This window comes from Sphingomonas plantiphila (genome assembly GCF_046000505.1).
Classification (GTDB): Bacteria; Pseudomonadota; Alphaproteobacteria; order Sphingomonadales; family Sphingomonadaceae; genus Sphingomonas; species Sphingomonas plantiphila.
In genome coordinates this window covers 407,561-434,512 of sequence record NZ_JBELQC010000002.1, presented here as the reverse complement: position 1 = coordinate 434,512, position 26,952 = coordinate 407,561, and the positions used below count along the sequence as shown (strand labels likewise).

Genomic DNA, 26,952 nt, shown 5'->3' with positions numbered 1-26,952 from the left:
GTCCGCTTCCCTTTAGGGCCGCGCGCGCCTACATCGCGCGTCCCATGGCACGTCCCCGTCCCCTTGAATTCGACAAGAAGAAGATCGTCGCGGAGAACCGCAAGGCGCGGTACGAGTATTTCCTCGAGGAATTTTTCGAGGCCGGCATCGCACTGCACGGCACCGAGGTGAAGGCGCTGCGTTTCGGCGAGGGGTCGATCGCGGAAAGCTATGCCGAAGTGCGGAACGGCGAGGCGTGGCTGGTCAACGCGAACATCCCGGAATTTTCGCACGGAAACCGCTTTAATCACGAACCGAAGCGTCCCCGTAAATTGCTCCTTCATGAACGCCAGGTAGAGAAGCTGCATGGCGCGGTTGCGCGGGAAGGCATGACGCTGATCCCGATGTCGATCTACTTCAACGGCCGCGGCCGGGCGAAGGTCGAACTCGCGCTGGCGAAGGGCAAGAAGACTCACGACAAGCGCGAGTCCATCAAGGAGCGGGACTGGAAGCGTGAACAAGGCAGGCTCCTCCGCGATCGAGGCTGACGGGACCATGTGGGGACGCATTCACGGCTGGGTGCGCCGCAACATGCCCACGCGTGACAGCATGGAGGCGAACCGCTGGCTGCGGCCGGTGTCGCATCGCGTGCTCGCGCCCGAACTGTGGCGCTTCACGCGCCGTTCGGTGCCGCGCGGCGTGGCGCTGGGGATGGTGACCGGCATCATGATTCCGGTGGGACAGATCGCGCTCGCTGCCGTGCTCGCGCTGCCGTTCCGCGCCAATGTCCCGACCGCTGCGCTGACCACCTTTCTCACCAACCCGGTGACCACCCCGCCACTGTGGGCGTTCGCCTATTGGGTCGGGCGCAAGATCCTGCAGCTCGATGCGACGGTGCCCGGCCAGCCGATCACGACGCATGTCGCCAATGACAGCTGGCTCAACTGGCTGTGGTCCGAAGCCGGGCCGGCGCTGATCACCGGACTGGTCACGATCACGATCGTGTCCGCTATCCTGGGCTATCTGATGAGTGCGGTCGGGTGGCGGATGTGGATCGCGCGCAAATGGCGCAAGCGGGTCCAGGCACGCAGGAAAGTTTCCATAGAGACTTGATCCACCGTATGAGGGGCGTAAGACACGCGCATCCAATTACCCCGAAAGGTATATGATGCGTCTCCTCATCCTCCCCGCACTTCTCGCCGGCACCGCACTTGCGGGCTGCGCGTCGACGGCAACGTCCGAAGCCCCCGCGGTCGCCCCGGTGACTGCCAAGCCGGAAATCGGCGCCTTCGGCTTCGATGTGGCGGGGATGGATCGCAGCGTCACGCCGGGCAACGACTTCTACGAATTCGCCAACGGGGCGTGGGCGAAGAACACGCCGATCCCGGCCGACAAGTCCAACTATGGCATGTTCACCGCGCTGGCCGACCTGTCGAACGAGCGCGTTCGCGGCATCCTCGACGAGGTGAAGGACGATCCCGACAATATGGTCGGGCGGACCTATGCCAGCTATCTCGACACCGCGACGGTCGAGGCGCGCGGACTGGCACCGATTCAGCCCTGGCTCGCACAGGTCAAGGCGCTCGACAGTAAGGCCGGTTATTCGGCGCTGGTCGTCGAAGCGGCGAAGAACGGCGTGAGCGGACCCGTTGGCGGCTATGTCGGTCAGGATGACAAATTCCCGGACCGCTACATCTTCAGCATGTATCAGGGCGGCACCGGCCTGCCCGATCGTGACATGTACCTGGTCGACAACGACAAGATGAAGTCGATCCGCACTGCCTATGTCGCGTATCTGACCAAGATGCTGACGCTGGCGGGAGAGGCCAATGCCGCGGCGCGGGCGCAGGCGGTCATGGATCTGGAGACAAAGATCGCGAAGGTCCAGTGGACCCGCGAGGAGTCCTCCGATGCGGTCAAGACCTACAACAAATATGCGCTGGCCGACACGGCGAAGCTGTCGAGTGCGACGCTCGACTTCCCGGCGATGCTGAAGGCGCTGAGCCCGAAGATCACCGAGGTGCTGGTCGGGCAGCCGAGCGCGATCAAGGGGACCGCCGATATTCTCGACGCGGCGCCGCTCGGCGTGCTCAAGGACCAGATGATCCTGCGCAGCATGAGCAGCCTGTCCAACTATCTGCCGGACGCGGTGTCCGACACGCAGTTCGCCTTTTATGGCACGGTGCTGCAGGGCACGCCGCAGCGTGAGGAGCGCTGGAAGCGTGGCGTCGCTTTTGCCGAGGGCACGGTCGGCGAGGCGGTCGGCAAGGAATATGCCGCGCGCTATTTCCCGCCCGAATACAAGGCCGAGATGAACAAGCTGGTCGCCAACGTGCTCGACGCGATGGGGCGGCGGATCGACGCGCTGGAGTGGATGCAGCCGCAGACCAAGGCCCGCGCGAAGGCCAAGCTCGCCAACTTCACCGTCAAGGTCGGCTATCCCGACAAGTGGCGTGATTATACCGGCCTGGAGATCAAGCGCGACGACCTGTTCGGGAATGCGATTCGCTCCAACCGCTTCGACTATCAGTATATGCTCGACAAGCTGGGCGAGCCGGTGCGCAAGTGGGAGTGGGGCATGCTGCCCCAGACCGTGAACGCCTATGCCAATTTCGGCATGATGGAAGTGGTGTTCCCCGCCGCGATCCTTCAGCCGCCCTTCTTCGATCCCAAGGCGGACCCGGCGATCAACTATGGCGGCATCGGCGCGGTGATCGGCCATGAGATCAGCCACCATTTCGACGACCAGGGCGCGAAGTATAACGAGAAGGGCGAGCTGTCCGACTGGTGGACTCCGGCCGACGTCAAGGCGTTCGAAGCGGCGAGCAAGCAGCTGGTCGCGCAATATGACGCGTATGAAGCCCTGCCGGGCGAGCATGTGAAGGGCGAGTTCACGCTGGGCGAGAATATTGGCGACCTCGCGGGGCTCACCATCGCTTATGACGCCTACAAGCATTCGCTTGAGGGGAAGGAAGCACCCGTGATCGACGGCTTTACCGGCGATCAGCGCTTCTATCTCGGCTGGGCGCAGGTGTGGCGGCGCAACTATCGCGAGGCGAATCTGCGCGCGCGCCTGCTGACCGATCCGCACTCGCCGTCGATCCAGCGCGCCTGGGTCGTGCGCAATCTCGACCCCTGGTATGGTGCATTCGACGCAAAGCCGGGCGAGACGCTGTATCTCGACCCCGCCAAGCGCGTCCGCATCTGGTGAATGCTTGACGGCCCGTCGGGGGCGCGGGAAAGGGGGCGATGCCCGCCATTTCCGCTGCCCCTGACGAGTCTTCGAATACGTCAACCGCGCTGATCGTCACGCTGGTCGCGGGGACGGTCGCGGCGGGAATTGTGCTGTGGACCATTGGTTCGATTCCTGTGGCCGGCGGCTTTGCCGCGGCCGCGGTGCTGATCGGGCTCGCGACGCAGCTTCTGCGGCCCCGGACCATCGCAGTCGAGAGCGAAGGGGGCGAGGGCGATTGGGCCGTCGCGCATGTCCTCGCGTCGATGAGCCCTGACGCGATCGCAGTGACCGATCGCGCGGGTCGAATGGTGTGCGCAAACGAACGGTTTGGGACGCTGTTTCCCGGCTATCCCGCGCCGCCCGGCGTCGTGATCGGCGACTGGGCCGCCTCGCAGCTTGGCAGTGCAGGGCGCGCGGCATGGCGCGACGGACAGGCCTCCAGCGGAACGTTCGATGCCGCCGGCACCAAGCTCAGCGCCCATGTCACCCGTGTCGGCGATTCGATGCTCGTATGGCGGTTTGCCGGGGTCGATGCGATCGATCTTGCCAAACAGGCACAGGGACTGGTCGCGGGCAAGTCCGGCGACCGGCTGGGGCAGGCGGGGGTCATGATGGCTCTGGTCGGTGCCGATGGGCGGGTGCGCGCGGCGAACCGAGTGTTGCGATTGCGCGCAGCGGGCGACGAACAGGCGATGATCGAGGGGCGTGACCTCACGCGGTTTCTCATCACCGATAATCGCGGTACCGTGCGGTTCGAGCGCGAAGGCCTGTCGGGGACGCCGGTCCGCGTGCTCGAAATCCCGTTTCTCGATGGCGACCATTCGCCGATGCTCGTCGCGTTGCTGGACGAGGAATATGCGCCACCGACCGACGAGATCGGGGCTGAGTCGGCGGCGCACGTCCGCTCGCTGATCGCGCTGTTGCCCACTGGTATCGCGCTGGTCGGTGGCGATGGCCGGTTCGTGTATATGAACGATGCCTTTGTCCGCGCCGCGCACGTCAATACCGACGCGCCGCCGCTCTATCCCGGCGACCTCGTCGTGCGCGAGGACAAGAGCGCGCTCGCCGATGCGGTGCGCCGCTTTGCCGCCGGCGCGGCGCATTCGATGGATCTCACCGTTCGCTTCACGCCCGCACCGGACGAGGCGGCGTCGATCTCGATCGCTTCGGCGCGGGGGCTGGGCGATTCCGCCGTGCTGCTGAGCCTGCGCGACGCGGGGGAAGAGGGGCAGCTCAAGCGCCAGGTGGCGCAGGCGACCAAGATGCAGGCGGTGGGCCAGCTCGCCGGCGGAGTCGCGCACGACTTTAACAACATCCTGACCGCGATCATCGGCCATTGCGACCTGATGCTGATGCGCCACGCGCCGGGCGATAGCGATTATGACGACATCCAGCAGATTCTGCTGAATTCCAATCGCGCCGCGGCGCTGACGCGTCAGTTGCTTGCCTTTTCGCGGCAGCAGACGCTGCGGCCGCAAGTCCTGCAGATTCCCGACGTCATTTCCGAGGTGTCGAACCTGCTCAAGCGGCTGTTGGGCGAAACGGTCGAGCTGGTCGTCAATCACGGGCGCAATCTCGGCCCGGTCCGCGCCGATCCCGGCCAGCTGGAGCAGGTAGTCGTGAACCTGGCGGTCAATGCGCGCGACGCGATGCTTGCCAAGAACCCGCGCGGCGGCGGGACGTTGACGATCGAGACCCTGAGCGTCCCGGCGCACGAGGTGCGGGCGATGGATGACGAGGTTCTGCCGGTCGGCGACTATACCGCGCTGCGCGTTTCGGACACCGGCACCGGCATCGCGCAGGACGCGCTTGCCCATATCTGGGAGCCGTTCTTCACCACCAAGGAGGTGGGGAAGGGTACGGGACTGGGCCTTTCGACCGTCTACGGTATCATCAAGCAGTCGGGCGGCTACATCTTCGCCGAGAGCGAGGCGGGGAAGGGGGCGACCTTCACGATCTACTTGCCGGTTCACGCCGCCGCCGAACCCGCCGCGCAACTGAGTGCGGCAAAGGCGGTGCAGGGCGATCTGTGGGGGACCGGCACGGTCTTGCTGGTCGAAGACGAGGCGATGGTCCGCGCGGTCGCCGAGCGCGCGCTGGCGCGGCAGGGCTATACGGTGCTGACCGCCGAGAATGGCGAGGCGGCTCTCGAGTTGCTCGAGACGAGCGACAAGCCCGATCTGCTGATCAGCGACGTGGTGATGCCGACGATGGACGGCCCGACGATGGTCCGCCACGCGCGCAAGAAATATCCCGACCTCAAGATCATCTTCATGTCGGGCTATGCCGAGGAGCAGCTGCGCAAGTCGATCGATATCGACAAGGTCGCGTTTCTTCCCAAACCATTTTCGGTGCAGCAGCTCGCCGAGCTCGCGCGATCCGTTATGACTGCGAAATAGCGTTCGGAAAATAAGGGCTTGGCGAGGCCGCAAGACTGCGGCAAGCGTGCACCATGACCTCTCCCCAGCGTATTCTCATTGTCGAAGACGAGCCCCTGATTGCCATGATGCTCGAGGATTTCCTCGAGATGCTCGGCAAGGATCTGGCCGGCTCGGCCGATAGCGTCGCGACGGCCCTGTCGGTGATCGAGACCGGGGAGGTCGAAGCCGCGATCCTCGACGTCAACCTGTCCGGCGGCGAGAAAAGCTGGCCGGTGGCCGATGCGCTGGCGGCGGCGGGGATTCCGTTTGTCCTGGCGACGGGCGGCAGCGGCGACATGGTCGCCGATGGCTACAAGGATCGCCCGGTCCTTCCCAAACCGTTCACGATGGACGCGGTGGAGAAGGCGCTCGACGCGCTCTGAGTTCGTGCCGAGCGGCCACCCGGGTGGCTCACGGCACTGAGACCCCAGACCGACTAGGGCTGCGCAGCTGCAGCGACCCGCGCGGCCGCGCTTGGCGGGGCCGGCGCGGCTGCGCGCATCGTCCTCCACGTCCAGAACAAAAAAAGATCGTTCCTCACTTGTTCCTGTGGAACAAATGGTATACGCAGCAGATCAGGATCGGCGAGAGCGTGTTGAAGACAGCGCGCAAAGCCTCTAGCGACGGAGACTTCTGATGGCGGCTTCCCTCAAGGTGATCGAAGGAAAGATGGGCATTTCTCCGGACAAGCAAAAGGCGCTCGACGCGGCGCTGGCACAGATCGACCGCGCATTCGGCAAGGGTAGCGCGATGAAGCTCGGCTCGAAGGAGACGATGCAGGTCGAGGCGATCTCGACCGGCTCGCTCGGGCTCGACATCGCACTTGGCGTCGGCGGTTTGCCGCGCGGCCGCGTCATCGAAGTCTACGGTCCGGAAAGCTCGGGCAAGACGACGCTGGCGCTGCATGTCATCGCCGAGGCGCAGAAGAATGGCGGCACCGCTGCGTTCGTCGACGCAGAGCATGCGCTCGACCCGGTCTATGCCAAGAAGCTGGGCGTCAACATCGACGAACTGATCGTCTCACAGCCCGATACCGGCGAGCAGGCGCTGGAGATCACCGACACGCTGGTGCGGTCGAATGCGATCGACGTGCTGGTGGTCGATTCGGTCGCCGCGCTGGTACCGCGCGCCGAAATCGAGGGCGAGATGGGCGACAGCCATGTCGGTCTGCAGGCACGCCTGATGTCGCAATCGCTGCGCAAGCTGACCGGTTCGATCAGCCGCTCGCGCTGCATGGTGATCTTCATCAACCAGCTGCGCATGAAGATCGGCGTGATGTACGGCAACCCCGAGACCACGACCGGCGGCAATGCGCTGAAGTTCTACGCCTCGGTCCGCCTCGACATCCGTCGCACCGGACAGATCAAGGATCGCGACGACATCATCGGCAACGCGACGCGCGTGAAGGTGGTGAAGAACAAGGTCGCCCCGCCGTTCAAGCAGGTCGAATTCGACATCATGTATGGCGAGGGGATCTCCAAGATCGGTGAGATCCTCGATCTCGGCGTCAAGGCCGGGCTGGTCGAGAAGGCCGGCGCCTGGTTCAGCTATGACAGCATCCGCATCGGCCAGGGGCGTGAGAACGCAAAGACGTTCCTCAAGGAGAATCCCGATGTCTGCGCCAGGCTGGAAGCGGCCATTCGCGGACGCACCGAGCAGGTCGCCGAAGAGATGATGACCGGACCGGATGCCGAGGACGATCTCTAAGCGCGGGATTTACGGATAGCGGGGTTAAGGCCCCGGCAAGGATGAGCGGGCAGGATTGCCTGTATCGCGGGCCGTGCCGATCCGAGCTGGACGGCGGCGGTCAAGGGACGAGCATCCCACTGGAAGGCCCGGCGCAGTGCGCCGGGCCTTTCCATTTGTGCCGCATCCGCGCACGCTATGCTTCGATCATCACCTGTCCGAGCGGAGCTTGCCATGATTACCGTCCATCACCTCGAAAACTCGCGTTCGCAGCGTGTGCTCTGGCTGCTCGAGGAGCTGGGACTTCCCTACGAGATCCGCCGCTATGAGCGGAACCCCAGGACGATGCTGGCTCCGCCCGAACTGCGTGCGGTGCACCCGCTCGGCAAGTCGCCCGTCATCGTCGATACCGGCACCAGCGGCGGGGACCCGCGCACCGTCGCCGAGACCGGTGCGATCATCGAATATCTGGTGGAAGCGGCGGACGGGCGGCTCGGGCCGCCGGCGCACCGCGAGTCGGCGCTGCGCTACCGCCATTTCATGCACTATGCCGAAGGGTCGCTGATGCCGCCCTTGCTGGTCAAGCTGGTGCTGATGGGCGTCCCGATCTTCGGCAAGGCGGCACAGAAGCGCATTCAGCCCATGATCGACGTCCATCTCGATTTCGTCGAGACCGAGCTGAGCGCCCGCCCCTGGTTCGCGGGCGATGCATTCACCGCCGCCGATGTGATGATGAGCTTCCCGCTGGAAGCGGCGCGATCCCGCGGCGGACTGAATGAGGCGCGGCCCGCGACGATTGCCTGGCTCAACAAGATCCATGCGCGGTCCGCCTATCAGACGGCACTCGCCAAAGGCGGTCCCTATGCCTATGCCTGACCGCGCAACAATCTGAGGGGCAAGCATGGCGGGCGACGAGGCGATGACGGAGGTGCGGCGCGAATCGACGCTGCAGTGGCAGATGCTGGGCGGCTTCGTGCTCGGCCTGGCACTGGGATTGTTCGTTCACTTCACCGCGGCGGACGCCAAATGGGTCGGCACGGTGACGACCTATGTCACCGGCCCGATCGGCCAGATCTTCCTGCGCCTGCTGTTCATGCTGGTGATCCCGCTGCTGTTCTCCGCGCTCGTCGTCGGAATCGCCGAAATGGGCGAGATCCGCGCGCTCAAGCGCGTCGGGCTGCGCACCTTGGTCCTCACCATCTGCGTGTCCAGCATTGCCGTGATCGTCAGCCTCGCGCTGGTGAACCTGTTCCAGCCCGGGGCCGGTGTCGACCGCGGCGAAGCGCAGGCGTTGCTGGCGGCGTCGGGCGACAGCGCGGGGGCGATCCTGGACCGTACCGCAACCACCCCGAGCGGCATCGACGCGATCCTGAACATCGTTCCCAGCAACGTCGTCGCCGCGATGACCGCGAACGATATTCTCGCGATCATGTTCTTCGCGCTGTTCTTCGGGATCGGTATTCTGCTGACGCTCGACAAGCCGCACGTCCAGACGCTGAAGACCGGCATCGAGGGGATTTTCGAAGTCTCGATGCGGCTGATCGGCATCGTCATCCGCCTCGCGCCGATCGCGGTGTTCTGCTTCATGTTCAACCTAGCTGCCTTGTTCGGCTGGGATCTGCTGGTGCGGCTGCTCGCGTTCGTCGGCGTGGTGCTTGCGGCGCTCGGCACGCAGATGTTCATCGTCTTCCCGATCCTGCTCCTGCTGCTCGCGCGCAAGAGCCCGCTGGCGTTCTTCCGCGAGACGCAGGAGGCGGCGGTGATGGCGTTCTCCACCGCCTCGTCCAACGCGACGCTGCCTACCGCGCTGCGCGTCGCCGAGAACAAGCTCAAGCTGCCGCCCAAGGTGTCGCGCTTCGTGCTGACGATCGGCGCCACCGCGAACCAGAACGGCACCGCGATGTTCGAGGGCGTCACGGTGATCTTCCTCGCGCAGTTCTTCGGTGTCGACCTGACGCTGGGGCAGCAGGTCACGGTGATGCTGGTCTGCATCCTGGGCGGCATCGGCACCGCAGGCGTTCCGGCTGGCTCGCTGCCGGTGATCGCGCTGATCCTCGGCATGGTCGGCGTGCCGCCTGCAGGTATCGGGCTGGTGCTCGGCGTCGACCGTTTCCTCGACATGTGCCGCACCGTCCTCAACGTCATCGGCGATCTGGTGCTCGCGACGATCGTGTCCGCGGGCGAGAAGGAGCCGGTGGAGACCCCGGCGTGAGGCTGACGCGGCGCGGCATGATCGCGGCGGGCGCGCTCGCGCCGATCGGCTTCTCGGCGATGGCGCGCGCGGCCGAACCCGATCTGTCCGAATTGAAGTCGATCACCGGCGATGCGGTGCCGATCGGGCGCGAGGAGCGGGCCGCGCGGCTTGCGCGGGCCCAGGCGCTGATGAAGGCGAACGGCATCGGCGCGGTGCTGATCGAGCCGGGGGCAAGCCTGGTCTATTTCACCGGTGTGCGCTGGTGGCGCAGCGAGCGCCTGACCGCCGCGATCATCCCAGTCGAGGGCGATCCGGTGATCGTCACGCCCTTCTTCGAGGAACCGTCGGTCCGCGAATCGCTCGGCATTCCGGCGGACGTGCGCGTGTGGCAGGAGCATGAGGACCCCTTCGCGGTGGTGGCCGGCTTCCTGCGCGAGAAGAAGCTGCTCGGCCGTCCGCTGGGGATCGAGGAGACCGCGCGCTTCTTCGCGGTCGACGGCATGTGGCGCGCGCTGGCGGGGGTGAAGATCGTCTCGGCCAATCCGGTCGTGCGCGGTTGCCGGATGATCAAGACCCCGGCCGAGATCGCGCTGATGCAGAAGGCGGCCGACGTGACCATGGCCGCCTATCGCTGGACCCATCCGCGGATCGAGGCGGGGATGGCGCCCAAGGACATCGCCGCCTTGATGAGCGCCGCGACGGTCAAGCTCGGCGGGCAGGTGGCGTTCAACCTGATCCTGCTGGGCGAGGCTTCGGCCTATCCGCACGGATCGGGCAAGCCGCAACAGGTGGTGAAGGACGAGATGGTGCTGATGGACTGCGGCGCGGTGGTCCATGACTATGAGAGCGACATCAGCCGCACCTTCGTTCACGGCACGCCGAATGCCGAGCAGCGCAAGGTGTGGGAACAGGTGCGCATGGGCCAGCAGCGCGCTTTCGCTGCGGCAAAGGTCGGTGCGAGCGCGGGCAGCGTCGATGACGCGGTGCGTGGGTGGTACGCGACGCTCGGCTATGGCCCCGACTACAAGCTCCCCGGCCTGTCGCACCGTACTGGCCACGGCATCGGCATGGATGGGCACGAGCCGATCAACCTCGTGCGCGGTGAGATGACCAAGCTGGCTCCGGGCATGTGCTTTTCGAACGAACCCGGCCTGTACCTGCCGGGCAAGTTCGGCGTGCGGCTGGAGGATTGCTTCCACATGACCGCGAGCGGGCCGAAATGGTTCAGCGTACCGCCGACGTCGATCGAAGCGCCGATCGGGTAGCGGCGGTGGTTTGTCCCGGCTCATAATCAGATCACAAGGCTATTCGACGTTTCAATGCCACTCGGCGCAATCTGCTCATCACAATGCTCTTGTATGTGATATAGGGTAGTAATACACTATATCAGTAGATTTGCGAGGGGTTCGGCGATGGCACATGTAACGAGGCGGCATATCCTGGGAGGTGCCGCTGTGTCGGCCGTCGGCATCAGCTCCGCTCTCGACGCGCGGCAGCCGCGCCGTAGTACCGGTCGTGGCGCTAAGGCGGCGAGGCAGATCATGGTGCGTGCGATCGAGTCGAAGGCGGCGCCCGCGCTTTCCGTGGCGGTCGCCGACGAGCACGGGCTGCGCTGGGCGGACGCGGCTGGACAGGCCGATCTGGAACGCGCGGTCGCAGCGACGCCGGCGCATCTCTTCCCGCTCGGATCGGTGAGCAAGCTCCTCACGGCGACCGTCGCGGCGAAATTGACGACGCGTGGGGTGATCGATCTCGATGGGCCGATTGCCCGCTGGATGCCGGGCCTGCCCGTACAGCACCGCCAGACGACGCTGCGCCAGCTGCTTACCCATCGCGGCGGAATTCGCCATTACGACAGGGCCGAAACAGACATGGGCAGTGCGGGCGGCGCCGTCTATATGCGGTTCTATGCTTCCGAGCAGGATGCGCTGAAGCTCTTCATCGGAGATCCGCTGGTCGCCACGCCGGGCGCCGAAGTCCGCTATTCGTCCTATGGCTACACGCTCGCATCGGCGGTGATGGCTGCCGCCGCGCAAGCGCCATTCCTCGATCTCGTCGCGCGCGAGGTCGCGGTGCCCTTCGGCCTGGCGAGCCTGAAGCCGAACGATCCCTGGGCGATCACGCCCGGGCGCGCAGGCCGATATATGAATGACATGGACGTGAAACTGCTCTGCGCGAGCCTCGCCGAATCGGCGAAGCCGCAGCTGACGGATGGCTGGGCGAAGCTTCCGTTCGACAACCCGGCCTATTGCTGGGCCGGGGCCGGCTTCCTGATGACGCCATCTGATGCCGCCCGGTTCGGAGCCGCGATGATGGGATCGGCGGAGACGGCGGTCACGCGTGCGGAACGTGAGCTGCTGCTTACGCCTGTCACCGCAGCCACCAAGGGCGCGCCGCCGCTCGGCCTGGGCTGGCGGATCGATGCCGACAAGAAGGGGCGGCGACGTTGGCACCATGCAGGTGCCACGCCGGGGGGCTGCTATCTGCTCGCGGCCTATCCCGATCAGCGGCTGTCGGTCGCACTGGCGGGCAACGTGATGACGATGAAGATGAACGTGCTTCAGACCGCTTCGGACCTCGTCGACGGCTTTGCGGGCTGACCTGCCAGCGTCACCCCTCCGATCCGGCGGGCCGCAACTTCCCAATATCGCACCCTTTCGCTTGAGCGAACGCGCCGGCGTGCTTAAGTCGCAGCCATGACCTCGACCAACGATATCCGCCGTTCCTTCCTCGACTATTTCGAGAGCCAGGGGCATGCGCGTGTTCCGTCCGCTCCGCTGGTGCCGCACAACGATCCGACGCTGATGTTCGTCAACGCGGGCATGGTGCCGTTCAAGAACGTGTTCACCGGGCTCGAGACGCGGCCCTACAGCACGGCGGCGAGCAGCCAGAAGTGCGTGCGCGCGGGCGGCAAGCATAACGATCTCGACAATGTCGGCTATACCGCGCGGCATCATACCTTCTTCGAGATGCTGGGGAATTTCAGCTTTGGCGACTATTTCAAGGAGCAGGCGATCACGCATGCGTGGACGCTGCTGACCAAGGAATGGGGAATTCCGGCCGAAAAGTTGACCGCGACCGTTTATCACACCGACGATCAGGCATTCGACCTGTGGAAGAAGATCGCGGGCCTGCCCGAAGAGCGCATCATCCGCATTGCGACCAAGGATAATTTCTGGGCGATGGGATCGGACGGGCCGTGTGGGCCGTGCTCGGAAATCTTCTACGACCATGGCGACCATATCTGGGGCGGTCCGCCGGGATCGCCGGAAGAGGATGGCGACCGCTTCGTCGAGATCTGGAACCTCGTCTTCATGCAGTATCTGCAGGAGAATGACGAGATTCAGGGCGAGCTGCCCAAGCCGAGCATCGACACCGGCATGGGGCTGGAGCGCGTTGCGGCAGTGCTGCAGGGAGTGCACGACAATTACGACACCGACACGTTCAAGGCGCTGATCGCCGAGAGCGGCGCGCTGACCGGCGCGGCGACCACCGGCGCGCATCAGGCGAGCCATCGCGTGATCGCCGATCACCTGCGCTCGTCGGGCTTCCTCGTCGCCGACGGCGTGCTGCCCGCAAACGAAGGCCGCGGCTATGTACTGCGCCGGATCATGCGCCGTGCGATGCGCCACGCGCACATCCTGGGCGCCAAGGAGCCGCTGATGCACCGTATGGTGCCGTCGCTTGTCGCCGAGATGGGCGGCGCCTTCCCCGAACTGGTCCGCGCCCAACCGCTGATCGAAGCGACGCTGCTGCAAGAGGAAACCCGGTTCCGCCAGACGCTCGCGAACGGGCTCAAGCTGCTCGACGAGGCGACCGCGACGATGGGCGAGGGCGATACACTGCCCGGTGAGACCGCGTTCAAGCTCTACGACACCTATGGCTTCCCCTATGACCTGACCGAGGACGCGCTGCGTCCGCAGGGCATGTCGGTGGATCGCGACGGGTTCGACGCGGCGATGGCGCAGCAAAAGGCCGCCGCGCGCGCCGCGTGGAAAGGCTCCGGCGCGAAGGCCAGCGACGACCTGTGGTTCGACATCGCCGAGGAACTGGGGAGCACCGAATTCACCGGCTATTCCGCGACGGAGGGCGAGGGCCAAGTCGTGGCGCTGGTCAAGGGCGGCGCGCGGGTCGAGTCCGCCGGTGCGGGCGATGAGGTCATCATCCTCACCAACCAGACGCCCTTCTATGGCGAGAGCGGCGGTCAGATGGGCGATGCCGGCACGATCGGCAACGACGTGGCCGAGGCGATCGTCAGCGACACCAGCAAGCCGCTCGGCCGCCTGCACGCGCATCATTCGACGCTGGCGCGCGGAGAGATCAAGGTCGGCGATACGGTGAAACTGGCGATCGACGTCACGCGCCGTGATGCGATCCGTGCGAACCACTCGGCCACGCACCTGCTCCACGCGGCGCTGCGCGAGCGGCTGGGCGGGCATGTTACGCAGAAGGGCTCGCTGGTCGCGCCGGATCGGCTGCGCTTCGACTTCTCGCACCCATCGGCGTTGAGCGCGGACGAGATCGCGGCGATCGAAGCCGATGTGAACGCCGAAATCCGCGCGAACGAGGCGGTCGGCACGCGGCTGATGACCCCTGATGACGCGATTGCGGCGGGCGCGATGGCGCTGTTCGGCGAAAAATATGGCGACGAGGTGCGCGTGCTGTCGATGGGCCGGCTGACCGACAAGCATTATTCGGTCGAGCTGTGCGGCGGCACCCATGTCAATGCGACGGGCGACATCGCGATCTTCAAGATCGTCAGCGAGAGCGCGGTGTCGAGCGGCGTGCGGCGGATCGAGGCGCTGACCGGCGAAGCCGCGCGGCTCTGGCTGGTCGATCGCGATGCCAAGCTGCGCGAGGTCGCGGCGAGCCTCAAGACCTCGCCCGACGAAGTCGCGGCGCGGGTCACGGCGCTGGTGGACGAACGCCGCAAGCTCGAAAAGGAACTGGCCGAGGCGAAGAAGGCGCTGGCACTGGGCGGCGGTGGCGCAGCGGCACCTGCCGGACCAGAGCTGATCGGTGGCGTCAATTTCGTCGGCCAGATCCTCGACGGTCTCGATCCCAAGGCGCTGCGTGGCGCGGTCGACGAGGCCAAGGGCCGGATCGGTTCAGCTGTGGTAGCTTTTGTTGCGGTAAATGAAGGGCGTGCAGCGATCGCGGTGGGTGTCACCGACGACCTGACCGGCGCCTGGAGCGCCGTCGAGCTGGTCAAGCGTGGCGTCGCCGCGCTGGGCGGGCAGGGCGGCGGCGGGCGTCCGGACATGGCGCAGGGTGGCGGACCCGAGGGCGGCAACGCCCAGGCCGCGCTCGACGCTGTGAAGGGTGCGCTTGCCGAGGAGAAAGAAGCTGCGTGATCATGTTCTGAAGGCCGCCGCGATCGCCGCGGCCCTCATCGCCGCCCCCGCCATCGCGGCGCAGGGCAAACTGCCCCCCTATCCCGAGGCGCTGAACTGCGCCGCGTTGACCCACGCTGCATCCAAGATCGGCAAGGGTACGCCGCAGGAATCGCAGCTGTTCGACCATCTGATCTACTGGGGCATGGCCGCTGCGGACTCGGGTCGCGCGGCTGGCAAGACATCGAAGGCGGTGGATACCGAAGTTGCCGCGCAATCTGCTGCACTCGAATCCAAGCTGCGCGCGCAGGACGGCGCGACCACCGCAGCGCTTGCGAGCTGCGTCGCCCGTGTTCCCGCACTCGACAACTGATCCGGAGTAGCCCCGCCCGATGACCCTGCGTCGCCGCTCGTTCGTCCAGTCCATCGGCGCGGCGGCGCTGGCGGGCGCTCTCCCCGCGTCGGCGCGCGAAGCCGGGCAAAAGGCGGGAGCGAGCGATGCGGCGCTGCGCGCATTGCTCGACCGGATTTTCAACGATCGGCTGACGGAAAGCCCCGAAGGCGCGACCGCGCTGGGGCTGGATACCGGCAAGAATGCGGCGCTAAAATCGCAGCTGTCGGGACGCAGCGCGGCGGATTCGGCGCGTGATCTTGCGCGATCGAAGCGCGAGCTGGCTGCGATCAAGGCGATCGATCCGGCCACCCTCGGCGAGAATGCCCGGCTCGATTACGACATCGTCACCTACCAGCTCGAGCGCAGCATCGCGGGGCGGGAGACCTTCACGTATGGCTCTGCCGGCGGACGTTATGCCCCTTATCGGCTGAGCCAGCTTTCCGGCGCCTATCAGGATGTGCCCGACTTCCTCGATGCGCAGCATCGGGTGCGTTCGGCCGGCGATGCCGACGCTTATCTCGCGCGTCTCGAGGCCTTCGCGACCGTGCTGGACCAGGAGAGCGCGCGCCAGCGCGCGGATGCGGCGCGCGGCGTGTTTGCGCCGGACTATGTTCTGGATACCACGCTCAAGCAGTTCGCCGCCCTGCGCGACAAGGCGCCGCGGGAGACCGGATTGGTCACGTCCTTCGCGGCGAAGCTGCAGTCTGCGGGGTTGGCTGCGGATCGCGTCGCGAAGGCGGAAAAGATCGTCGCGGACAAGGTGTTCCCTGCGCTCGATCGCCAGCGTGCGCTTATCCGCGATTTGCGGGGGCGGGCGGTGCACGATGCCGGCGTGTGGCGGCTTCCGGACGGTGCGGCCTATTATGCCGCCGCGGCGGAGGCCGCGACCACGACCAAACTGACCGGGGACGAAATCCATAGGCTGGGCCTCGAACAGGTTGCGGAGATTAGCGCGCGGATCGACGCCATTTTGAAGGCGCAGGGCATCGCCAAAGGCAGCGTCGGCGCGCGACTGGTCGCGCTGAACGAGCGGCCCGACCAGCTATTCCCGAACACCGACGCCGGGCGCGAGGCCCTGCTCGAGGCCTTGCGCGGGCAGGTGCGTGCGATGGAGAAACGGCTGCCCGAGCAGTTCGCCACGCTGCCCAAGGCACCGGTCGAGGTGCGCCGCGTGCCCGAAGCGATCCAGGCGGGCGCGCCGGGGGGCTATTATCAGGCTGCAACGCTCGATGGATCGCGCCCGGGCATCTACTTCATCAACTTGCGCGATACGTTCGACCGGCCGAAGTTCGGGCTGGCGACGCTCAGTCATCATGAAGCAGTGCCCGGTCATCATCTTCAGGTCATGCTGGCGCTCGAATCGCAGGATATCCCGCTGATCCGTCGGCGCGGCGGGTTCAGCGGCTATAGCGAGGGCTGGGCGCTCTATACCGAACAGCTGGCGGACGAGATGGGGATGTACGAAGGCGACCCGCTCGGACAGGTCGGCTATCTGCAGTCGTTGCTGTTTCGCGCGACGCGGCTTGTGGTCGACAGCGGGATGCACGCCAAGCGCTGGAGCCGCGAAAAGGCGACCGACTATTTTATCGCCACCACCGGCATCGCGCGCGGCCGCAGCCAGGGCGAGATCGATCGCTACACCGTCTGGCCGGGACAGGCGTGCAGCTACAAGATCGGCCACACGGTGTGGGTGCAACTGCGCGACGAGGCAAGGGCGAAAGCCGGCGCGAACTGGGATCCGCGCCGTTTCCACGACGTGCTGCGCAAGGGGGCGATGCCGCTCGATGTACTGAAGCGCGTGGTGCGGGAGCAGACGGCCTAGGCTTCGGCTTTGTCCTGGCGCACCCGCCGGATTCGCGGTTCGCGCTCAAGCCCTGCGGCGTCCTTGATCGACTTGCGCATCTCGTCGCGCTTTTCGTGGATCGAGGCGATCACCGGACCGACCGCAACGCCCAGATCGACGAGCGCCGCCTCAGCCAGCTGCAACGAGCTTTCCAGCGTTTCGGGTACGGCATCGGTCGCCCCGGCCTTGTACAGTTCGGCGGCGTGCGCGGCGTCGCGCGAACGCGCGATGATCGGGATGCCCGGCACCCAGCTTCGGACGCGCCGGGTCAGCCGCACGGTCAGCACCGGATCGTCCATCGTCAGAATCAGCGCCTTGGCATGGCCGAGGTTCAGTCGATCAACGAGTTCCGCGCGCGATACGTCGCCGAACATTACCGAATAGCCTTCCCGACGGGCCTGCGCGACGCCGTCGATATCCGCATCGACCGCCAGATAGGGCTGGTTATGCGCGGCAAGCATCTCTGCCACGGTGCGCCCGACCCGACCGAACCCGATGATGACGGTACCGCCCAGCACGACGTCGGGGCCCGCCGCCTGCTCGCGATCGGAATCGCGCTCCTCGATCTTGCGCGAGGCGTAGCGACCGGCGGTCGCGAGAACCGGCGTGATCGTCAGGCCGATCGCGGTGACCGTGGTCCAGAACGCGGCGGTCGACGGTTGGATCAGCCCCGCCGTCGCGGCGACGCCCAGGACGATCAGCGTGGTTTCGGATGGGCTGGCCATCAGCACGCCGACCTCGGCCGCCGTGCCGGTCCGTGCGCCCGACAGCTTTAGCAGTGCCGTCGTCACCCCGACCTTGATCGCCATCACCCCCAGGATCGCCGCGAGCAACAGTCCCCAATCCTTCATCACCATTCGCAGGTCGAGCTGCATCCCGACCGTGATGAGGAACACGCCGAGAGCCAGCCCCTTAAACGGGGCGGTGATGACCTCGACCTCGCTGTGATATTCGGTTTCGGCGATCAGCAACCCGGCGAGCAGCGCACCGACGATCGGCGAGAGGCCGACGGCCGTCGTCGCCAGGCTGGCGACGATCACTACCAGCAGACTGGCGGCGAGGAACAGTTCGGGCGACTTGGTCCGCGCAGCCTGCGCGAACAGGCGCGGCAGGAAAAAGCGACCGCCCAGGAACAGCAGCACGACGACGACGCCCCCGCGCAGCAGAGTCATCATGAAATCGCCAAAGCCGGCGTCGCCAGCGGCGGGAGCCAGCGCGCCGAGCAGAAAGACGATCGGCACGAGCGCGAGATCCTCGAACAGAAGCATGGCGAAGGCCGAGCGGCCCACCGCACTGGTGGTCCCGGCGATCGGCAGCACCAGGGCGGTCGAGGACAGCGCGAGCGCGAGCCCCAGTCCGAGCGCGCCCGCCCAGGGCTGGCCGATCATATAAAGCCCGGCTCCGATCAGCGCGCCGGCGCCCAGCAATTCGGCCGCCCCCACTCCGAACACGAGCCCACGCATCGACCATAGGCGTTTGAACGAGAGCTCCAGTCCGATCGAAAACAGCAGCAAGATGATGCCGAATTCGGCGAAAGGCTCGATCGATTCCGGGTCGGTGATCGTCAGATAGAAGAGCCAGGGCATCCTATCGACGAGCTGCCCCAGGCCGGCCGGGCCGACCAGCACGCCGACCAGGATGAACCCGATCACCGGGCTGATGCGAAAGCGGGTGAATGCCGGAATGACCAGTCCCGCCGCGCCGAGGACGACGAGCGTGTCGCTGAAACCGCTGTTGGACAGGTCGAGGGCCATGACCTACCCTAGTCGGCGCGGAAACACTTTGTCACCGGGCTTGTGCGATGCAGTACGATGTTTGTGTTGCCGGCGGCGGCCCGGCAGGAATGATGGCGGGGCTGTTGTTCGCACGTGCGGGGCTACAGACCGTGGTGCTGGAGAAGCATGGCGACTTCCTGCGCGACTTCCGCGGGGATACTGTCCATCCCTCGACGCTCAACCTGTTCGACGAGCTTGGATTGCTTGACGCGCTGCTCGCGCGACCGCATGATCGGGTCGATCGGATCGGCGCGGTGATCGGCGGGCAAAGCTTCGATATCGCCGATTTCCGCCATCTTCCGGGGCGCGGGCGCTTCGTCGCGATGATGCCGCAATGGGAGTTCCTCGACTTCGTCGCCGATACCGCGCGACGCTACTCAGCCTTCGAACTGCGGATGAATGCGCAGGTCGATGGCCTTGTCGAGCATGCAGGCCGGGTCGAGGGGGTGACGCTGGCTGGCGCGGATCCGGTGGAGGCTCGGCTGGTGATCGCAGCCGACGGCCGCGGATCAGTGCTGCGCAGTGCGGGGGCGCTGCCGCTCGAGAATCTGGGCGCACCGATCGACGTGTTCTGGTTCCGCGTGCCCAAGCCCCGCACCGGCCAAAACGAGACACAGGGCTATATCGATGGCGGCGAGATGATCGTCGCGATTGATCGGGGCGACTATTTCCAGGGTGCACGCGTGATCGCCAAAGGGCAGGCCGATGCCATCCGCTCGCGCGGGATCGCGACCTTCCGGCGCGAGGTGGCGGCGACCGCGCCGGCAATGGCGGAGGGTGTCTCGGCGCTGACCGACTGGGACCAGATCAAACTGCTCAATGTCTCGCTCGACCGGCTCACGCGATGGTCGCGACCGGGCCTGCTCGCGATCGGCGATGCCGCCCACGCGATGTCTCCGGTGGCGGGGGTCGGGATCAATCTGGCGATCCAGGACGCGGTGGCGGCCGCGAACATCCTGGCGGCGCCGATGCTGCGTGGCGAGGATCCCGATCCGCTGCTGGAGCAGGTTCAGCACCGGCGGATGCTGCCGGTGCGCATGATCCAGGGGATGCAGCGGATTGCGCATCAGCGGGTGATCGGCGCGGCGCTGGGCGGCAGTATCCAGGCGCCGGCGCTGCTACGCCTGATCGATCGAATTCCGCTGCTGCAACGCATTCCCGCTCGAGTCATCGGGCTGGGCGTTCGGCGCGAGCATATTCGGTCGCCCGCCGCCAGCTGAGGCAAGCGGTAAAGAAGAGGCAAGCGGTAAAGAAAAGGCCGCGTCCCAGCGAGGAACGCGGCCCTTTCGAAAGTCTATGGCGGGGCGGCTTACGCCCAGCTAGCCATTTCGGTCTCGAGGTTCTGGCGGATCGCCTCGAAGAACTGCTCGGTGGTCATCCACGGCTGGTCCGGGCCGATCAGCAGCGCCAGATCCTTCGTCATCTTGCCGCTCTCGACGGTCTCGATGCAGACGCGCTCGAGCGTCTCGGCGAACTTCACCACATCGGGCGTCTCGTCGAACTTGCCGCGGAACTTGAGGCCCCCGGTCCAGGCGAAGATCGACGCGATCGGGTTGGTCGACGTCGCCTTGCCCTGCTGGTGCTGGCGATAGTGGCGCGTGACGGTGCCGTGCGCGGCTTCGGCCTCGACCGTCTTGCCGTCGGGCGAGAGCAGGACCGAGGTCATCAGGCCGAGCGAGCCGAAGCCCTGAGCGACCTGGTCCGACTGGACGTCGCCGTCATAGTTCTTGCACGCCCAGACGAACTCGCCGCTCCACTTGAGCGCGGAGGCGACCATGTCGTCGATCAGGCGATGTTCGTAGACGATCCCTGCGTCCTTGAACTTCTGCGCGAAGCCCTCGCTGTCGAACACTTCCTGGAACAGGTCCTTGAAGCGGCCGTCATAGGCCTTGAGGATCGTGTTCTTGGTCGACAGATAGACCGGCCAGCCGAGGTTGAGGCCGTAGTTGAACGAGGCGCGCGCGAAATCGCGGATCGATTCATCGAGGTTGTACATCGCCATCGCGACGCCGCCGCCCGGGAAGTTGAACACTTCGCGGTCGATCGTCTCGCCATTCTCGCCCTCGAACACCAGGCGCAGCTTGCCCGGGCCGGGAACGCGGAAATCGGTCGCGCGATACTGGTCGCCGAACGCGTGGCGGCCGACGACGATCGGCTTGGTCCAGCCGGGGATCAGGCGCGGCACGTTGCTGATCACGATCGGCTCGCGGAAGACGACGCCGCCCAGGATGTTGCGGATCGTGCCGTTGGGCGACTTCCACATTTCCTTGAGGCCGAATTCCTCGACGCGCTGTTCGTCCGGGGTGATCGTCGCGCACTTCACGCCGACGCCGTACTGCTTGATCGCATTGGCCGAATCGATCGTGATCTGGTCGTTGGTCTCGTCGCGCTTCTCGACCGAAAGGTCGTAATATTTGAGGTCGATGTCGAGATAGGGGAGGATCAGGCGTTCACGAATCCACTCCCAGATGATCCGGGTCATTTCATCGCCGTCGATTTCGACGACCGGGTTCTTCACCTTGATCTTCGCCATGCTTCGCTTTCCTGTTCAACTGATCGGGAGGATGGGGTTGGCGCCGCGTCTAGGAGCAAGCGCGCTTGCGATCAAGCATGCGGGCGCGCGGCGGGCCCGCGGCAGCAACGCAGGATTGTGTTGCGGGGGTGACACAGCTAGACCCCCGCCCATGCCATCGCTCGAAACCCCGCCCGCCGTGACCAACACCGTCAAGTGGCGCTTCCCCGCCGTCCATCCCGAGGGACGCAAATATGTGCTGATCTCGGCCGCAATCACGACGCTGTTCCTGTTCGCCATCTGGGACGAACTCGGCTTTGCCCTGATCGGGGTGACGATCTGGGTCGCGGCGTTCTTCCGCGATCCGATCCGCGTGACGCCGCAGGGGGAGGGAATGATCATCTCGCCCGCAGACGGTCTGGTCACGATGATCGAGCGTGTTCCGGTGCCGCGCGAGATCGCCGGGCCGGAGGGATTGAACGAAGCGACGCGGATACGCGTTTCGATCTTCATGTCCGTGTTCGATGTCCATATCAATCGCACCCCGATGGCCGGGACGATCCGTCAGGTCGTCTATATCGCGGGCAAGTTCCTGAACGCTGACCTGGACAAGGCGAGCGACGAGAATGAGCGACAGCATTTCGTGATGGAGACGCGCGACGGGACCCGTGTCGGCTTCACCCAGATCGCCGGGCTCGTCGCGCGGCGGATCGTGACCTTCGTCAAGCCGGGCGACATCGTTGCGGCCGGACAGCGCTTTGGCCTGATCCGCTTCGGCAGCCGCGTCGACGTGTTCCTGCCCGACGATTACGCGCCGCAGGTTGCGCTGGGTCAGCGCTGCCTGGCGGGCGAGACGCTTGTCGGACTCAAGAACGGCACCGCCGCTACCGGTGTAGCGCAGTGAGTTTGCGGCCGCGACCGATGCGCCGCGGCATCCCGCTGCGCGCGATCGCGCCGAATGCGGTGACCGCGCTGGCGCTGTGTTCGGGCCTGACCGGCGTGCGCTTCGCGATCAGCGAGAATTGGGAGCGCGCGGTCCTGATGATCATGATCGCGGCCGCGCTCGACGGGATCGACGGACAGATCGCGCGCATGGTTCGCGGCGAGAGCCGGTTCGGCGCCGAGCTCGACAGCCTGTCCGATGCCATTTCCTTCGGCGTGGCGCCCGCGCTGATCCTCTATCTGTGGGCGTTAATGTACGCTCCCAAGGTCGGCTGGATCGTCGCGCTGCTCTACGCGGTGTTCTGCGCGCTGCGCCTCGCGCGGTTCAATGCGCAGATCGACAATGCCGAGCAGCCGCGCAAGCTCGCGGGGTTCTTCACCGGCATCCCGGCGCCGGCGGGCGCGGCCCTTGCCATGCTGCCGCTCTACATCTGGCTGTGGAGCGAGGAGCCGCTGGCGCGCTCGCCCTGGCTAGTGACGCCATGGGTCGCGTTCGTCGGCTTTCTGATGGTGTCGAGCCTTGCGACCTATTCGTGGAAATCGCTGCGTCTGCGCCGCAACGTCCGGTTCGAGGCGCTGGTGGTCATGGCGATCCTGCTGGCCGCACTGGTCACCGTGCCGTGGCAGACATTGACGCTGGTCTGTGTCGCCTATCTCGCGACGCTTCCGTTCAGCATTCGCGCCTACCGCCGCTCGCGCGTCACGCCGCCGCGCGAAGCTGCCGCACGGCGCGATTCGACGCCGGACGCGGCATAGCACGCCCACGCGCTGCGACTGCCGGCACGAGTTCCGGCACGTCCCGCCCGAACATCAGCGCGCGCATATAGCCGATGCGCGGCTGGATCGTGGCGTAGATCGTCCAGAGCGACACCGCCATGGCGGTCGAGAACAAGAGGGTCACGAGAAGAACAGCCATCAAAGCCTCCCGGATTCGTTAAGCGACTGGAATCCAATGATTCCCCGACGCATGATGGCAGCTCTGGTTCCCAGTGCGCCGTGTGAACCCTTTATGTTCCGTTAACGTTCCGCGGTCAAGAGCGTTATTCTGCTTTTGTTCACTTGCGCTGAACGCCGTTCCCGCGTATGCGCCCCGCCTCAACCCCACATGGGAAGCATCATAACCCGGTGCCGCGGGCCGCTCAGGCCTTTGGTCACTCGCTTCCCAGAGGAACAACCGGAAGGAGTTATCCCTATGGCGGCACCCGTCGTCTCCATGCAGCAGCTGCTCGAATCGGGCGCGCACTTCGGTCACCAGACCCATCGCTGGAACCCGAAGATGAAGCCGTATATCTTCGGCGATCGCAACGGCGTCCACATCATCGACCTGTCGCAGACCGTGCCGCTGTTCGCGCGCGCACTCGATTTCATCAGCTCGACCGTCGCCTCGGGCGGCAAGGTGCTGTTCGTCGGCACCAAGCGCCAGGCGCAGGAAGCGATTGCCGATGCGGCACGCAAGTCGGGCCAGCATTTCGTTAACCATCGCTGGCTGGGCGGCATGCTCACCAACTGGAAGACCATCAGCAACTCGATCAAGCGCCTCAAGACGCTCGAGGAGCAGCTCGCGGGCGATACGCACGGCCTGACCAAGAAGGAAGTGCTCAACCTGACCCGCGAGCGCGACAAGCTCGAGCTGTCGCTGGGCGGCATCCGCGATCTGGGCGGCATTCCGGACATCATGTTCGTGATCGATGCCAACAAGGAAGAGCTGGCGATCAAGGAAGCCAACACGCTGGGCATCCCCGTCGTCGCGATCCTAGATTCGAACGTGTCGCCCGACGGCATCGCATTCCCGGTTCCGGCGAATGACGACGCCAGCCGCGCGATCCGCCTGTATTGCGAAGCCGTCGCCATCGCGGCGACCCGCGGCAACCAGAACGCGCAGATGAGCAGCGGCGACTTCGGTGCGGCCGAAGTTCCGCCGACCGAGGCCGCGCTGGCCGAGCCGGAAGCACCTGCCGCTGCAGCCGAGCCGGAAGCGCCCGCCGCTTCGACCGAGCCGGAAACGGCTGCCGAGGGCGAGCGTCAGATCGACGCGTAAGCGCCGTCATCCAGACGTAATGGGGGCGGGGCAGGGCGTTTTCGCATTGCTCCGCCCGCACCATATTCAAGACATTCAGCTCAACATTTGAGGAAATAGACATGGCCGAGATCACTGCAGCAGCCGTCAAGGAACTGCGCGAGAAGAGCGGCGCCGGCATGATGGACTGCAAGAAGGCGCTTGCGGAGAACAATGGCGACATCGAGGCAGCGGCCGACTGGCTGCGCGCCAAGGGCCTTGCCGCCGCCGCCAAGAAGTCGAGCCGCACCGCGGCCGAGGGCCTGGTCGGCGTCGCCGTCGCGGGCACCAAGGGCGTAGCCGTCGAAGTCAACTCGCAGACCGACTTCGTCGCCAAGAACGAGATCTTCCAGGGCTTCGTCCGCAACGTGACTGCGGTCGCGCTCGAGCAGGGCATCGACGATGTCGACGCGCTGAAGGCGGCGAAGATCGAGGGTGGTTCGGTCGAGGAAGTCCTGACCAACAACATCTCGACGATCGGCGAGAACCAGGTGCTGCGTCGCGCGAAGAAGGTCGAAGTGACCAACGGCGCGGTGATCCCGTACGTCCACAACGCGGTCGCGCCGGGCCTCGGCAAGATCGGCGTGCTGGTCGCGCTGGAATCGGACGCGGGCGTCGACGTGCTGGAGCCGCTGGGCAAGCAGGTCGCAATGCACATCGCAGCTGCCTTCCCGCTGGCGCTGGACGAGAGCGGTCTGGATCAGGACGTGCTGGAGCGCGAGCGCGCGATCGGTCGCGAAAAGGCGGCAGAGAGCGGCAAGCCGGCCGACATCATCGAGAAGATGGTCGAGGGCGCGGTGAAGAAGTTCGCCAAGGAGAACGCGCTGCTGAGCCAGCTGTTCGTGATGGACGGCAAGACCCCGGTCGCCGACGTCATCGCCAAGGCGGCTAAGGACGCCGGCACCGCGATCACGCTCAAGGACTATGTCCGCTTCCAGCTCGGCGAGGGCATCGAGAAGGAAGAGAGCGACTTCGCAGCCGAAGTCGCGGCGACGGCGGGCCTGAACCGCTAAGCCGGTTTCCGGATCGGAACAGAAAGGGCGCGGCCAGCGATGGCCGCGCCTTTTTTTGGTGGTCAGTCGTAGCGTTGGCGGCCGTGCTTGATGTCGTTGATAAAGACGCGCTGCCCTTTCACCAGATAGCGAATGACGTAGGGTGGAACGGTCGCCAGCTCGCGACGTCCTCGCTCGGCAGGGCGTCCGCGATGTGGAAAATCGCGGAGGCTGTTCGCGGCGTCCATCAGTCGGCTGGCCAATAGCCCTGCGGCTTCGGGATCAAACTGCTCTACATAGACGCGGATCAGGCGCAGGCGAGTAAGCGCGCGCCGTGTCCAGACTATTTGAACCATTCTTCCGGCGCTGGCTTCTCATCGGGTTTGCCCCAGGTCGCCAGCCACGCGGCCACTTCCTCATGATCCACGAAGCGCCCTGCAGCGATATCCGCGTCGGCTTCCGCATCGGAAAGCCGGTCGGCTTCCGCCTCATCCGGGCGATCGAAGATTTCGCGTTCGGCGTTCATGCGTGCCATATACCATCACATCGAAGGCGACGCGAGGGGCGGGAATCAGAGACGCGATATCCACGTTGACCGACTTCGATGAGCGGATTCGCGGTGGGACGAAAGATATGAAGAAGGCGGCTTCACGTTGGTTCGGCTCCACATAGAGCGGCACAGGTAATCGACAGACGGCGGACATGCCCACCGCGGTACCTGAATGGGGGCTGCCACCTTGCGCGAGATACGCCAACGCGGTCGCATCGTGCATTCCCCGGTTTCCCCGCTTGGCTTCCCGGGCGCCCGCGCCTAAGGTCCGCGCCGCTCCCAACCCCCAATAGACCATAGGGCCAGATGACCGCGCCACGCTTCAAACGCATCCTTCTCAAACTCTCCGGCGAAGTGCTGATGGGGCAGGGGCAGTTCGGGATCGATCCCGCCACCTGCGAGCGCGTCGCGCGTGAGGTGAAGGCGGCGACCGAGGCGGGGTTCGAGATCTGCATGGTCGTCGGCGGCGGCAACATCTTCCGTGGGCTCGCCGGTGCGGCGCAGGGATTCGAGCGGGCGAGCGCCGATTATATGGGCATGCTCGCCACGGTGATGAACGCGCTGGCGATGCAGAACACGCTCGAGCGCCTCGGCGTCGATACCCGCGTCCAGTCGGCGATCCCGATGGCGAGCGTTTCCGAACCCTATATCCGGCGCAAGGCGATGCGGCATATGGAGAAGGGGCGCGTGGTGATCTTTGCCGCGGGTACCGGCTTGCCGTTCTTCACCACCGACACCACCGCCGCGCTGCGCGCCGCCGAGATGAACTGCGACGCGCTGTTCAAGGGGACCAGCGTCGATGGCGTCTACAATGCCGACCCCAAGAAGGTGACGAGCGCGACGCGCTATGACGCGCTGAGCTTCGACCGCGTGCTGGTCGACAACCTCAAGGTCATGGACGCGACCGCAGTTGCGCTGTGCCGCGACAACGATATTCCGATCGTGGTGTTCAACATCCGCGACGAAGGCAATCTGGAGGCGGTGTTGCGCGGCGAAGGCACGTCGACCATCGTGCGCAACGATCCCGCCACCGCCTGAACC

24 protein-coding genes are annotated in these 26,952 nt (G+C 65.7%); 19 read left to right on the top strand and 5 right to left on the bottom strand.

Annotated elements, in window-relative coordinates:
- Window positions 1-44: 44 nt before the first annotated feature.
- The 13 genes from smpB to ABS767_RS14270 all read left to right on the top strand — a co-directional run bounded on the left by smpB (window position 45) and on the right by ABS767_RS14270 (window position 17,063).
- A complete protein-coding gene (gene smpB, locus ABS767_RS14330) occupies window positions 45-527 on the top strand; it encodes an SsrA-binding protein SmpB (protein WP_408079509.1) in 483 nt (160 codons plus the stop codon).
- 7 nt (window positions 528-534) lie between these two features.
- Entirely contained in the window at window positions 535-1,092 is a 558-nt protein-coding gene (locus ABS767_RS14325) for a DUF2062 domain-containing protein (protein ID WP_408079747.1), read from the top strand.
- Between the two features lie 55 nt (window positions 1,093-1,147).
- On the top strand, window positions 1,148-3,190 hold the full coding sequence (locus ABS767_RS14320; protein WP_408079507.1) for a M13 family metallopeptidase: 2,043 nt from the start codon (window positions 1,148-1,150) through the stop codon (window positions 3,188-3,190).
- A gap of 38 nt (window positions 3,191-3,228) precedes the next feature.
- Window positions 3,229-5,613: a hybrid sensor histidine kinase/response regulator gene (locus ABS767_RS14315; protein WP_408079505.1), complete on the top strand. Its 2,385-nt coding sequence runs from the start codon at window positions 3,229-3,231 to the stop codon at window positions 5,611-5,613.
- A 53-nt stretch (window positions 5,614-5,666) separates the two neighbouring features.
- On the top strand, window positions 5,667-6,017 hold the full coding sequence (locus ABS767_RS14310) for a response regulator (protein WP_408079503.1): 351 nt from the start codon (window positions 5,667-5,669) through the stop codon (window positions 6,015-6,017).
- 253 nt (window positions 6,018-6,270) lie between these two features.
- The gene (recA, locus tag ABS767_RS14305; RefSeq protein ID WP_408079501.1) at window positions 6,271-7,341 is read left to right on the top strand and encodes a recombinase RecA; all 1,071 of its coding nucleotides are present in this window, start codon (window positions 6,271-6,273) and stop codon (window positions 7,339-7,341) included.
- A gap of 213 nt (window positions 7,342-7,554) precedes the next feature.
- A complete protein-coding gene (locus ABS767_RS14300; RefSeq protein WP_408079499.1) occupies window positions 7,555-8,196 on the top strand; it encodes a glutathione S-transferase family protein in 642 nt (213 codons plus the stop codon).
- A 25-nt stretch (window positions 8,197-8,221) separates the two neighbouring features.
- Window positions 8,222-9,532: a dicarboxylate/amino acid:cation symporter gene (locus ABS767_RS14295; RefSeq protein WP_408079497.1), complete on the top strand. Its 1,311-nt coding sequence runs from the start codon at window positions 8,222-8,224 to the stop codon at window positions 9,530-9,532.
- 17 nt (window positions 9,533-9,549) lie between these two features.
- Window positions 9,550-10,779 carry a M24 family metallopeptidase gene (locus tag ABS767_RS14290; RefSeq protein WP_408079745.1) on the top strand — a complete coding sequence of 410 codons (1,230 nt, stop codon included), beginning with the start codon at window positions 9,550-9,552 and terminating at the stop codon, window positions 10,777-10,779.
- A 276-nt stretch (window positions 10,780-11,055) separates the two neighbouring features.
- On the top strand, window positions 11,056-12,114 hold the full coding sequence (locus ABS767_RS14285; RefSeq protein ID WP_408079495.1) for a serine hydrolase domain-containing protein: 1,059 nt from the start codon (window positions 11,056-11,058) through the stop codon (window positions 12,112-12,114).
- Window positions 12,115-12,210: 96 nt separating this feature from the next.
- Window positions 12,211-14,868, top strand: a complete 2,658-nt coding sequence (gene alaS / locus ABS767_RS14280) for an alanine--tRNA ligase (protein WP_408079493.1) — start codon at window positions 12,211-12,213, stop codon at window positions 14,866-14,868.
- Window positions 14,843-15,220 carry a hypothetical protein gene (locus ABS767_RS14275; protein ID WP_408079491.1) on the top strand — a complete coding sequence of 126 codons (378 nt, stop codon included), beginning with the start codon at window positions 14,843-14,845 and terminating at the stop codon, window positions 15,218-15,220. The genes alaS and ABS767_RS14275 overlap by 26 nt, the downstream gene beginning before the upstream one ends.
- A gap of 25 nt (window positions 15,221-15,245) precedes the next feature.
- A complete protein-coding gene (locus ABS767_RS14270) occupies window positions 15,246-17,063 on the top strand; it encodes a DUF885 domain-containing protein (RefSeq protein ID WP_408079743.1) in 1,818 nt (605 codons plus the stop codon).
- Here ABS767_RS14270 and ABS767_RS14265 read toward each other — a convergent pair.
- Entirely contained in the window at window positions 17,060-18,838 is a 1,779-nt protein-coding gene (locus ABS767_RS14265; RefSeq protein ID WP_408079489.1) for a cation:proton antiporter domain-containing protein, read from the bottom strand. The genes ABS767_RS14270 and ABS767_RS14265 overlap by 4 nt on opposite strands.
- Before the next feature lie 47 nt (window positions 18,839-18,885).
- Between ABS767_RS14265 and ABS767_RS14260 the strand changes: the two genes are divergently transcribed.
- Complete coding sequence (locus tag ABS767_RS14260) at window positions 18,886-20,079, top strand: FAD-dependent oxidoreductase (protein ID WP_408079487.1); 1,194 nt, start codon at window positions 18,886-18,888, stop codon at window positions 20,077-20,079.
- 89 nt (window positions 20,080-20,168) lie between these two features.
- On the opposite strand, the gene ABS767_RS14255 is transcribed toward ABS767_RS14260, so the two are convergent.
- Window positions 20,169-21,392, bottom strand: coding sequence for an NADP-dependent isocitrate dehydrogenase (locus ABS767_RS14255; RefSeq protein ID WP_408079485.1), 1,224 nt, complete (start codon window positions 21,390-21,392; stop codon window positions 20,169-20,171).
- Between the two features lie 151 nt (window positions 21,393-21,543).
- On the opposite strand from ABS767_RS14255, the gene ABS767_RS14250 reads away from it, so the two are divergent.
- Together ABS767_RS14250 and pssA are read left to right on the top strand one after the other, a co-directional pair.
- Window positions 21,544-22,275 (top strand): phosphatidylserine decarboxylase, encoded by a 732-nt coding sequence (locus ABS767_RS14250; protein WP_408079483.1) that lies wholly within the window; start codon window positions 21,544-21,546, stop codon window positions 22,273-22,275.
- Window positions 22,276-22,292: 17 nt separating this feature from the next.
- On the top strand, window positions 22,293-23,069 hold the full coding sequence (gene pssA, locus ABS767_RS14245; protein WP_408079481.1) for a CDP-diacylglycerol--serine O-phosphatidyltransferase: 777 nt from the start codon (window positions 22,293-22,295) through the stop codon (window positions 23,067-23,069).
- On the opposite strand, the gene ABS767_RS14240 is transcribed toward pssA, so the two are convergent.
- Complete coding sequence (locus ABS767_RS14240; RefSeq protein WP_408079479.1) at window positions 23,014-23,229, bottom strand: hypothetical protein; 216 nt, start codon at window positions 23,227-23,229, stop codon at window positions 23,014-23,016. The two genes, pssA and ABS767_RS14240, sit on opposite strands and share 56 nt — an antisense overlap.
- Window positions 23,230-23,505: 276 nt before the next feature.
- Between ABS767_RS14240 and rpsB the strand changes: the two genes are divergently transcribed.
- Together rpsB and tsf are read left to right on the top strand one after the other, a co-directional pair.
- A complete protein-coding gene (gene rpsB, locus ABS767_RS14235) occupies window positions 23,506-24,351 on the top strand; it encodes a 30S ribosomal protein S2 (protein WP_408079477.1) in 846 nt (281 codons plus the stop codon).
- Window positions 24,352-24,452: 101 nt separating this feature from the next.
- Window positions 24,453-25,382 carry a translation elongation factor Ts gene (gene tsf, locus ABS767_RS14230; RefSeq protein ID WP_408079475.1) on the top strand — a complete coding sequence of 310 codons (930 nt, stop codon included), beginning with the start codon at window positions 24,453-24,455 and terminating at the stop codon, window positions 25,380-25,382.
- Window positions 25,383-25,444: 62 nt separating this feature from the next.
- Here the strand turns inward: tsf and ABS767_RS14225 are convergent, their stop codons facing one another.
- Both ABS767_RS14225 and ABS767_RS14220 read right to left on the bottom strand, forming a co-directional pair.
- Complete coding sequence (locus tag ABS767_RS14225) at window positions 25,445-25,717, bottom strand: type II toxin-antitoxin system RelE/ParE family toxin (protein WP_408079473.1); 273 nt, start codon at window positions 25,715-25,717, stop codon at window positions 25,445-25,447.
- Entirely contained in the window at window positions 25,705-25,887 is a 183-nt protein-coding gene (locus ABS767_RS14220) for an antitoxin (RefSeq protein ID WP_408079471.1), read from the bottom strand. The genes ABS767_RS14225 and ABS767_RS14220 overlap by 13 nt, the downstream gene beginning before the upstream one ends.
- A gap of 330 nt (window positions 25,888-26,217) precedes the next feature.
- Here ABS767_RS14220 and pyrH point away from each other — a divergent pair, with 330 nt between their 5' ends.
- Window positions 26,218-26,949: a UMP kinase gene (gene pyrH, locus ABS767_RS14215; RefSeq protein ID WP_408079469.1), complete on the top strand. Its 732-nt coding sequence runs from the start codon at window positions 26,218-26,220 to the stop codon at window positions 26,947-26,949.
- Window positions 26,950-26,952: the final 3 nt, after the last annotated feature.

What these genes read in the sequence shown, in the direction of transcription:
- smpB (WP_408079509.1), top strand. Translation starts at nt 45, where the DNA reads ATGGCACGTCCCCGTCCCCTTGAATTCGACAAGAAGAAGATCGTCGCG.
- ABS767_RS14325 (WP_408079747.1), top strand. Translation starts at nt 535, where the DNA reads ATGTGGGGACGCATTCACGGCTGGGTGCGCCGCAACATGCCCACGCGT.
- ABS767_RS14320 (WP_408079507.1), top strand. Translation starts at nt 1,148, where the DNA reads ATGCGTCTCCTCATCCTCCCCGCACTTCTCGCCGGCACCGCACTTGCG.
- ABS767_RS14315 (WP_408079505.1), top strand. Translation starts at nt 3,229, where the DNA reads ATGCCCGCCATTTCCGCTGCCCCTGACGAGTCTTCGAATACGTCAACC.
- ABS767_RS14310 (WP_408079503.1), top strand. Translation starts at nt 5,667, where the DNA reads ATGACCTCTCCCCAGCGTATTCTCATTGTCGAAGACGAGCCCCTGATT.
- recA (WP_408079501.1), top strand. Translation starts at nt 6,271, where the DNA reads ATGGCGGCTTCCCTCAAGGTGATCGAAGGAAAGATGGGCATTTCTCCG.
- ABS767_RS14300 (WP_408079499.1), top strand. Translation starts at nt 7,555, where the DNA reads ATGATTACCGTCCATCACCTCGAAAACTCGCGTTCGCAGCGTGTGCTC.
- ABS767_RS14295 (WP_408079497.1), top strand. Translation starts at nt 8,222, where the DNA reads ATGGCGGGCGACGAGGCGATGACGGAGGTGCGGCGCGAATCGACGCTG.
- ABS767_RS14290 (WP_408079745.1), top strand. Translation starts at nt 9,550, where the DNA reads ATGATCGCGGCGGGCGCGCTCGCGCCGATCGGCTTCTCGGCGATGGCG.
- ABS767_RS14285 (WP_408079495.1), top strand. Translation starts at nt 11,056, where the DNA reads ATGGTGCGTGCGATCGAGTCGAAGGCGGCGCCCGCGCTTTCCGTGGCG.
- alaS (WP_408079493.1), top strand. Translation starts at nt 12,211, where the DNA reads ATGACCTCGACCAACGATATCCGCCGTTCCTTCCTCGACTATTTCGAG.
- ABS767_RS14265 (WP_408079489.1), bottom strand. Translation starts at nt 18,838, where the DNA reads ATGGCCCTCGACCTGTCCAACAGCGGTTTCAGCGACACGCTCGTCGTC.
- ABS767_RS14260 (WP_408079487.1), top strand. Translation starts at nt 18,886, where the DNA reads ATGCAGTACGATGTTTGTGTTGCCGGCGGCGGCCCGGCAGGAATGATG.
- ABS767_RS14255 (WP_408079485.1), bottom strand. Translation starts at nt 21,392, where the DNA reads ATGGCGAAGATCAAGGTGAAGAACCCGGTCGTCGAAATCGACGGCGAT.
- ABS767_RS14250 (WP_408079483.1), top strand. Translation starts at nt 21,544, where the DNA reads ATGCCATCGCTCGAAACCCCGCCCGCCGTGACCAACACCGTCAAGTGG.
- pssA (WP_408079481.1), top strand. Translation starts at nt 22,293, where the DNA reads ATGCGCCGCGGCATCCCGCTGCGCGCGATCGCGCCGAATGCGGTGACC.
- ABS767_RS14240 (WP_408079479.1), bottom strand. Translation starts at nt 23,229, where the DNA reads ATGGCTGTTCTTCTCGTGACCCTCTTGTTCTCGACCGCCATGGCGGTG.
- rpsB (WP_408079477.1), top strand. Translation starts at nt 23,506, where the DNA reads ATGGCGGCACCCGTCGTCTCCATGCAGCAGCTGCTCGAATCGGGCGCG.
- tsf (WP_408079475.1), top strand. Translation starts at nt 24,453, where the DNA reads ATGGCCGAGATCACTGCAGCAGCCGTCAAGGAACTGCGCGAGAAGAGC.
- ABS767_RS14225 (WP_408079473.1), bottom strand. Translation starts at nt 25,717, where the DNA reads ATGGTTCAAATAGTCTGGACACGGCGCGCGCTTACTCGCCTGCGCCTG.
- ABS767_RS14220 (WP_408079471.1), bottom strand. Translation starts at nt 25,887, where the DNA reads ATGAACGCCGAACGCGAAATCTTCGATCGCCCGGATGAGGCGGAAGCC.
- pyrH (WP_408079469.1), top strand. Translation starts at nt 26,218, where the DNA reads ATGACCGCGCCACGCTTCAAACGCATCCTTCTCAAACTCTCCGGCGAA.